Source organism: Blautia sp. HA3515 (genome assembly GCF_059933065.1).
This window is the reverse complement of the sequence record NZ_JAYFUY010000051.1, coordinates 1-6,407: the sequence shown is the minus strand read 5'-3', so window position 1 is coordinate 6,407 and position 6,407 is coordinate 1. Positions and strand designations below refer to the sequence as shown.

The window sequence follows — 6,407 nt, the reverse complement described above, 5'->3', positions numbered from 1 at the left end:
CCGTCGTGAGCCAGCGTCGCAAAGCTGCCAGTGAGCGAGCAAAAGCCGCCGGATACCAGCCCCCTGTGAAAAAGTCCGGCAGTTAAAGGCACATGGCAGAGAATGTATTTGAAGCGGTCAAGCAGTCGGTCAGCACCAGAGAAGCGGCAGAGTTTTACGGGATAAAAGTCAGTCGAACTGGCATGGCCTGCTGTCCCTTTCACGATGATAAGAATCCCAGCATGAAGGTAGACCAGCGGTTCCACTGCTTTGGCTGCGGTGCAGATGGGGATGTGATCGACTTTACCGCAAAGCTCTTTAACCTCTCCCCAAAAGAAGCGGCGGAGAAACTGGCACAGGAGGCTTTGGCCTGATCTATGACAGTCAGGCCCCTCCCCGCAGGAGGTATGTCCGGCAGAAAACCGAGGCACAAAAGTTTCGGGAGGACCGGCAGCGGTGTTACCGCGTACTGTCCGATTACTACTATCTGCTGAAAAAATGGGAAGCCGACCGTTCTCCCAAAACACCGGAGGAAGAACCGCACCCCCGCTTTGTGGAAGCAATCCAGAAGAAAGCCTATGTAGAGTACCTGCTGGACCTTTTTCTTTATGAAAGTGAAGAAGAACAAAAGGCATGGATTGCGGAACACACAGCAGAAATCACACACTTGGAAAGGAGATTGAAAATCATGGCTGAGAACAAACCCACCAATCGAGAACGGCTAAGGGAAATCACAGATGGCATCGAGCAGGGTATCAAAGAATTGTTTGAAAGCGAAAAGTATATGCGTTATCTGTCCGTCATGTCCCGCTTCCACCGCTATTCGGTAAACAACACCATGCTCATCTATATGCAGAAGCCGGACGCTACATTGGTAGCCGGATACAATAAGTGGAAAGACCAGTTTGAGCGTCATGTAAAAAAGGGCGAGCATGGCATTACCATCATCGCCCCAACACCGTACAAGAAGAAAATCGAGGAGCAGAAACTGAGACCACGGATACCAAGGCTCCGATTCTGGATAAAGACGGAAAGATCGTCACAGAGGAAAAAGAAATCGAGATTCCCATGTTCCGCCCGGTCAAGGTCTTTGATGTGAGCCAGACCGACGGGAAACCTTTGCCGGAGCTTGCTTCCTCCCTTTCCGGCAATGTGCCAAATTATGAGGCATTCATGGAGGCCCTGCGCCGCAGCGCACCGGTGCCGATCACCATTGAAGCAATGGCCGCCGATACGGACGGCTATTTTTCTGCCGATCATCAGAAAATTGCCATTCGCCAGGGCATGAGCGAGGTGCAGACGGTTTCGGCCACAGTACACGAGATTGCCCACAGCAAGCTCCACAATCAGAAAAAGATTCAGATTTCCAATGACGAGCAATATCAGGAGATCGAGCTGTTTGATAAACCCGGTCTGTTCTCCAATGGGCGGATTGTCCGTGATAATCTGCCGGAGGGCGTTTATTGCTATGACCTGCGCGGTTCTGACTACGACCCAGGAGAGCCGGTCTGTGTAGAAGAACAAGTGGTTGTAAACCATGCAGGTTCCGTTCTGCTGACAGAGCCGCTGGAGCTGGCGGAAGATGGACGCCTGATGCTGACCGAGGAAGAAGGGCTGAATTTTGTTGGCGGCTTTTCTACCCTCACCCAGTTTTTGCAAGAACAGAGGAAAGACCGCCACACGGAGGAAGTGGAGGCTGAAAGTATCTCCTATGCGGTCTGCAAGTATTTTGGCATCGAGACTGGAGAAAACAGCTTCGGCTATATTGCCAGTTGGAGTCAGGGCAAGGAGCTGAAAGAACTGAGAGCCAGTTTGGAGACCATCAACAAAACCTCCGGCACTTTGATCTCCGATATTGAGCGCCACTATAAGGAAATCTGCAAAGAGCGCGGAATCGACCCTCATGCAAAGGCAGAGCCGGAAACCGCCCCGATAGAGCAGCCAGAAGATGCCGCTAAGGTATCTGATAGACAGCAGACCAGCAATCTGACCTACTATGTAGCAGAGTGCATGGAATTTCCAAACCTCGGAGAATACCACGATAACCTGTCTTTGGAGGAAGCAATCCGCATTTATCAGGAGATTCCGGCAGAACGAATGAACGGGATCAAGGGCATTGGTTTTGAGCTGAAAGACGGAAGCGACTATGAAGGACCTTTCCCGATTTTGACCGGCCAGACCATTGACCTGGACACCATCCAGGCAATCGACTATTACCGTGATAATCCTCTGGTGCAAAAAGCGGTAAAGGAACTGGCTGCGGCAATGCCAGAAATGGAAGTGCTGGGGGCAGACGCCAATCAGCAGGAGGCTTTGTTTCTGATCGACAATGCCACCTATCTTCATATCCAGCCCTGTGACAGCGGATGGGACTATACCCTTTACGATGCCGCATCCATGAAAGAGCTGGATGGAGGTCAGCTGGATATGCCAGAGCTTTCCCGCATGAAGGCAGTTCTCCAGATTTGTGATGACAACGATTTGGGCAGAGACTCGGTAAAATACGCACCGTTGTCCATGATTGAAACCTTGCAGGACGCTGCCTACCAGCAGATGCAGGCAGAGGCCAGTCAGATGGCTGTTTCTTCCCAGCTGCCGGAAGCACAGGAGCAGGCACTGGATGAATACCCCATGCCGGATGAGCAGGTCTCCACACCGGATATGCAGGAATACGGCTACTCCTATGATGGGATGCTCCCTGTTACCAGAGAACGGGCGCTGGAACTGGATGCCGCTGGTTTGACCGTCTATGTGCTGCATGAGGACAATACGGAGAGCATGGTGTTTGACCCACAGGAAATCATGGATCATGGCGGTCTTTTTGGCGTGGACCGTGAGGAATGGGAGAAAAGCCCTCAGTTCCACGAAAAGGTCATGGAGCGTCAGGAACATCAGCAGGAACGCGAACAGGCATTTCTATCCCAGAACAGAGATTGCTTTGCCATCTATCAGGTGAGCCGTGACGATCCGCAGAATGTGCGCTTTATGAATCTGGACTGGTTAAAGTCCCATGCCATTTCCATAGACCGCAGCAATTATGACCTCATTTACACAGCTCCTCTGAGGGAGTCTGGCACGGTACCGGAGCAGCTGGAAAAACTATATGAGCAGTTTAATCTGCAAAAGCCGGCGGATTTTCACAGTCCTTCTATGAGTGTTAGTGACATCGTTGCGATCAAGCAGGACGGTAAGGTATCCTGTCATTACTGTGACAGTGTTGGTTTTACCCAGATCCCCGGATTCCTGCCGGAAAATCCGCTGAAAAATGCAGAGATGGCCGTGGAGGACGATTACGGCATGATCGACGGTATCATCAACAATGGCGCAAAAGAGCCTACGGTGGCAGAGCTGGAACAGCAGGCTCGAAGCGGTCAGCCTATCTCCCTCATGGACTTGGCTGATGCCGTTCATCGGGAGGAACGGGATAAGAAAAAATCTGTTGTGGATCAGCTGAAAAGCCAGCCCAAAGCGGAACACAAAAAGACAGCACCCAAAAAGAGTGCGGAAAGGGAGATTTGATATGGGAAACTTTACTTTTGAGGAAATGAACCTGATGTGCATTTACAATACCGGCAGCCGCACCGGACTGATCGACAGCCTGCGTGAGATGCGCGGCGAGCTGGCCCCGGAGGAAACCGAGCTGCGGGAGTTGACAGACAGCGCACTGGGCAAGCTCCAGGCCATGAGTGATGCCGAGTTTGCCGAGCTGGAGTTGTATCCGGATTTTGACCAGTAAACACTATAATCGCAGGGATGGGGTAGCAATATGCCACCCCACCTTTTTACCCCAAAACTGAAAGGAGGACAGAACACTATGCCAACCAAAGCTGAACTATATGCACAGATGGCGGAGAAGGTAACAACGCAGCTCACGGGGAGCTGGCAGGAATGGGCAGGGTTTCTCACTACTGCTTCCCGCCTTTACAAGTACCCGTTCCATGAGCAGTTGATGATCTACGCCCAGCGTCCGGACGCCACCGCCTGTGCAGAGTACGATTTGTGGAATGAAAAGATGGGCCGGTATGTAAGGCGCGGCTCCAAGGGAATTGCTCTGGTGGACGATTCCGGGGACAGCGCCCCGCCTGCGCTATGTTTTTGATATTTCCGACACCGGAACCCGTGAACATTCCCGCACTCCCTGGCTGTGGCAGCTGGAGGAGCGCCATTTGGATTCGGTGCAGGCCATGCTTGAGCGCACCTATGATGTTTCCGGTGATGACCTTGCCGGACAGCTCACCGAGGTAGCCGGAAAACTGGCTGAGGAATACTGGACGGAGCATCAGCAGGACTTCTTCTATATCGTTGACGGTTCCTTTTTGGAGGAATATGATGAGTTTAACATCGGAGTACAGTTCAAGGCAGCAGCCACCGTCAGTATCACTTACGCTTTGATGTCCCGCTGTGGACTGGAGCCGGAACGCTACTTCGACCACGAAGATTTCATGGCAATCTTTGATTTTAACACCCCGTCCACCATCGGGGCGCTGGGAACAGCGGTCAGCCAGATCAACCAGCAGGTGCTGCGGCAGATCGGCGTTACCGTCCGAAATGCAGAGCGCGAAGCCAACCAAGAAAGGAGCAAACAAGATGAACAATCCCATGACCTATATCCAGAACGGAGACTATCTGATTCCCGACCTGAAGCTGAGCCAGCAGCCGGAGAAAACCCTGGGCAAGTACGGCAGGATGAGGAAAACCTACCTGAAGGAACACCGTCCCATCCTCTACAACCAGATGCTGATGAGCGAGAAGTTGTACCAGCACCTTCTGGAGATCGACGAGACCGCCCAGAGCAGACTGGAGCAGATGATGCCCCAGCTGGCGAAAGAAGCGGGAGCCACCGAGCAACTGAAAGCCAGCGATCCCATGAAGTGGGTGGGGCTGATGAACACTTGCAAAGCCCAGGCAGAGGAGATCCTGATGGCGGAGCTTATCAACAGTTGACCCTAAACCTGTTCCTTTCCGAAGCGGAACAGATCCAATCCATAGATGAAGCAGAGAATGTAGCGCATACATCCTCTGCTTTTTCTTTTGCCCAAAATGACATCGACCATGTGCTGCGTTTGGGCGGCAATACAGACCGTCAAAGGGAGCGTGTGGTTGCAGCCTTTGAAAAGCAGAAAACCACCGCTGAGATTACCGAGATACTGAAAACGCTGTACCACGGCGGCAATGGCCTTGGCAGTGTGAGCGCATGGTATGCCGAGGATGGTATCCATCTTTCCCATGGGAAGTCTGTCCGTTATGACAGGTCTGCCCAGGTCATTTCCTGGGAGAGCGCCGCAGAGCGTATCGGGGAGCTTTTGGAAAGTGGTCAGTTTGCCTCCAATGTGGAGCTTGCAGAAGCGGCAGGCTATGAACGCTCCCTCCTTGCAGAAAAGCTCTGGTATCTGTATCACGATCTCAGTGAGGGTGCCAGAGAAGCCGGATATTTGTCCTGCCTGTCAGAGATCAAAGGCAATGGTTTCCAGGAGGAGACTTGCCGCCTGACGGAGCAGCTGAGTAACCAGGCTTTCCGCCAGACCCTCAAGGAAGAATACGCCGCCTTCTGGACTGCCTATCAGCAGGACCGTGACCTGTTGCGTTTTCACTATCACAGACCAAGGGAGATCTGGGAGAACCTGAAGGACCTTGACCTGCCACGCAGGACCTTTTCTTCAGACCTTTCCCAAGGGCCGCCCGTTCAGCACTTCATTACCGAGGATGAGATCGACACCGCTATGACCGGCGGCAGCAGTTTCGCCGGAGGAAAAGGCCGTATCTATGCGTTCTTCATGAGCAAACCAGTACGGATAAGGAGAAAGTGAGATTCCTCAAAGACGAGTATGGCATTGGCGGACGCTCTCATGCCCTGTCCGGCGCAACGCCCAGCCGGTGAAGATCACGATGGGAAAGGACTGCACTATAAAAAGCAGGACTGCCCGGATGTTCACTTGAACTGGGAAAAGGTTGCCAAGCGCATTACCTCACTTGTCCAGAAAGACCGCTATCTTACCGAACAGAGACACAGGCGCAGTCTGAGCAAAAATCCAGGCTGAAAAGGAACTGGCAGAAGAAGATGTCATTCAAACACAGCAGCCGGAGGTGGAGAAAGAAACGCCAAAGCCTATCCTTCGGGAGCAGTTTGAGCAGTATAAGCCTGTGGTGACTGCCGCTATTTCCGAGGATGCCGCATACCGCAATGCCTGCGGGCATTCTGACCGTGAAAATGCTGTCATCGAGGGCAATGCCGCTGTGCGCCGTGCGGTTCTTGGTTCTAAGGATATGGAGCTGATCCGACTCTATTCGGATGTGCCGGAGTTCCGTCAGCGTCTGCACCGGGAAGTGATCGACGAGACCTATCCAAAGCTCCATGAACTTCTGCGCCCTCTTTCTCAGGAAGATATTGATACTGCCCTTTGTGCATGGAACGGCAATATCGAGAGTAA

General features: G+C 52.6%; 8 protein-coding genes and 1 pseudogene. 8 read left to right on the top strand and 1 reads right to left on the bottom strand.

Annotated features, from left to right (window positions below):
• The 5 genes and pseudogenes from R1Y93_RS03765 to R1Y93_RS03745 form a co-directional block, all read left to right on the top strand.
• Positions 1–86, top strand: a pseudogene (locus tag R1Y93_RS03765) (immunoglobulin); the annotation flags it as partial.
• Between the two features lie 6 nt (positions 87–92).
• Positions 93–353 carry a CHC2 zinc finger domain-containing protein gene (locus tag R1Y93_RS03760; RefSeq protein WP_500821680.1) on the top strand — a complete coding sequence of 87 codons (261 nt, stop codon included), beginning with the start codon at positions 93–95 and terminating at the stop codon, positions 351–353.
• A gap of 314 nt (positions 354–667) precedes the next feature.
• Positions 668–1,078 (top strand): ArdC family protein, encoded by a 411-nt coding sequence (locus R1Y93_RS03755; RefSeq protein WP_500821679.1) that lies wholly within the window; start codon positions 668–670, stop codon positions 1,076–1,078.
• A complete protein-coding gene (locus R1Y93_RS03750) occupies positions 1,075–3,498 on the top strand; it encodes a YodL domain-containing protein (protein ID WP_500821678.1) in 2,424 nt (807 codons plus the stop codon). The genes R1Y93_RS03755 and R1Y93_RS03750 overlap by 4 nt, the downstream gene beginning before the upstream one ends.
• A 1-nt stretch (position 3,499) precedes the next feature.
• Entirely contained in the window at positions 3,500–3,715 is a 216-nt protein-coding gene (locus R1Y93_RS03745) for a transposon-transfer assisting family protein (protein ID WP_002576226.1), read from the top strand.
• Positions 3,716–3,884: 169 nt separating this feature from the next.
• Here R1Y93_RS03745 and R1Y93_RS03740 read toward each other — a convergent pair whose 3' ends face one another.
• Positions 3,885–4,580, bottom strand: coding sequence for a hypothetical protein (locus R1Y93_RS03740; protein WP_500821677.1), 696 nt, complete (start codon positions 4,578–4,580; stop codon positions 3,885–3,887).
• On the opposite strand from R1Y93_RS03740, the gene R1Y93_RS03735 reads away from it, so the two are divergent.
• The 3 genes from R1Y93_RS03735 to R1Y93_RS03725 all read left to right on the top strand — a co-directional run.
• Positions 4,579–4,923: a TnpV protein gene (locus tag R1Y93_RS03735; RefSeq protein ID WP_432764160.1), complete on the top strand. Its 345-nt coding sequence runs from the start codon at positions 4,579–4,581 to the stop codon at positions 4,921–4,923. The two genes, R1Y93_RS03740 and R1Y93_RS03735, sit on opposite strands and share 2 nt — an antisense overlap.
• On the top strand, positions 4,920–5,786 hold the full coding sequence (locus R1Y93_RS03730; RefSeq protein WP_500821676.1) for a hypothetical protein: 867 nt from the start codon (positions 4,920–4,922) through the stop codon (positions 5,784–5,786). Before R1Y93_RS03735 ends, R1Y93_RS03730 begins: the two co-directional genes overlap by 4 nt.
• 277 nt (positions 5,787–6,063) lie before the next feature.
• A partial coding sequence (locus R1Y93_RS03725; RefSeq protein ID WP_500821675.1) for a hypothetical protein occupies positions 6,064–6,407 on the top strand: 344 nt, incomplete at its 3' end.